1 pseudogene is annotated in these 612 nt (G+C 46.3%); it reads left to right on the forward strand.

From position 1 onward, the window contains the following. Positions 1-425 precede the first annotated feature (425 nt). Positions 426-612 (forward strand): annotated as a pseudogene (locus AC1DH9_RS30450) (hypothetical protein); the annotation flags it as partial.

Consider the following 612-nt stretch of genomic DNA (forward strand, 5'->3'; position numbering starts at 1 on the left):
GGATTTATGTCATACCCCATCAACGAAAACATAACGACAGGAATAGACAATGTTGCCGCAATTACAGGAACTACAAGTTTCCTGCCCCCCCCATCCAACAACACATCAGAAGCATTATACATTACTACACTCTTCTTAGAGAACCACATTGATCTTAAGACAACGCCAATGCAATATTATTTTCTAACCAGGCACCAAACATCGCATTTAACCGCAAACAAGAACGCCATGTCCAAGCAGGCAAATTATACTATCATGTTGGTGACGCCTACCCTTCCCATGGCATACGCCMAACTATGCTACCGCCTGAAGGTAACCGATGACAGTTGCATTCACTAGCCCATATCAACTCCCAATTAGGTACCTGGCCGAAAGCTTCCGTTCATAATGGACGCTCCGCCTCTATGATGCTTAGAATTCTGTTCATGAAGTTCGTGCCACTCCTTTGCGATTCTGAGCTGCAAGCCTTGATGGACGCCTACAGGCAAGGTGAGAAGCTTACTTTGCCCAGTCACGCTCATGCCATTTTGCTCAGTCACAAGGGTTACACCCTCAACCAGATCAGCGACATTCTTGTCGTCATCAGTACAACCGTATCGCTCTGGCTTGTAG

This window comes from Pseudomonas sp. 05T35 (assembly GCF_056396605.1).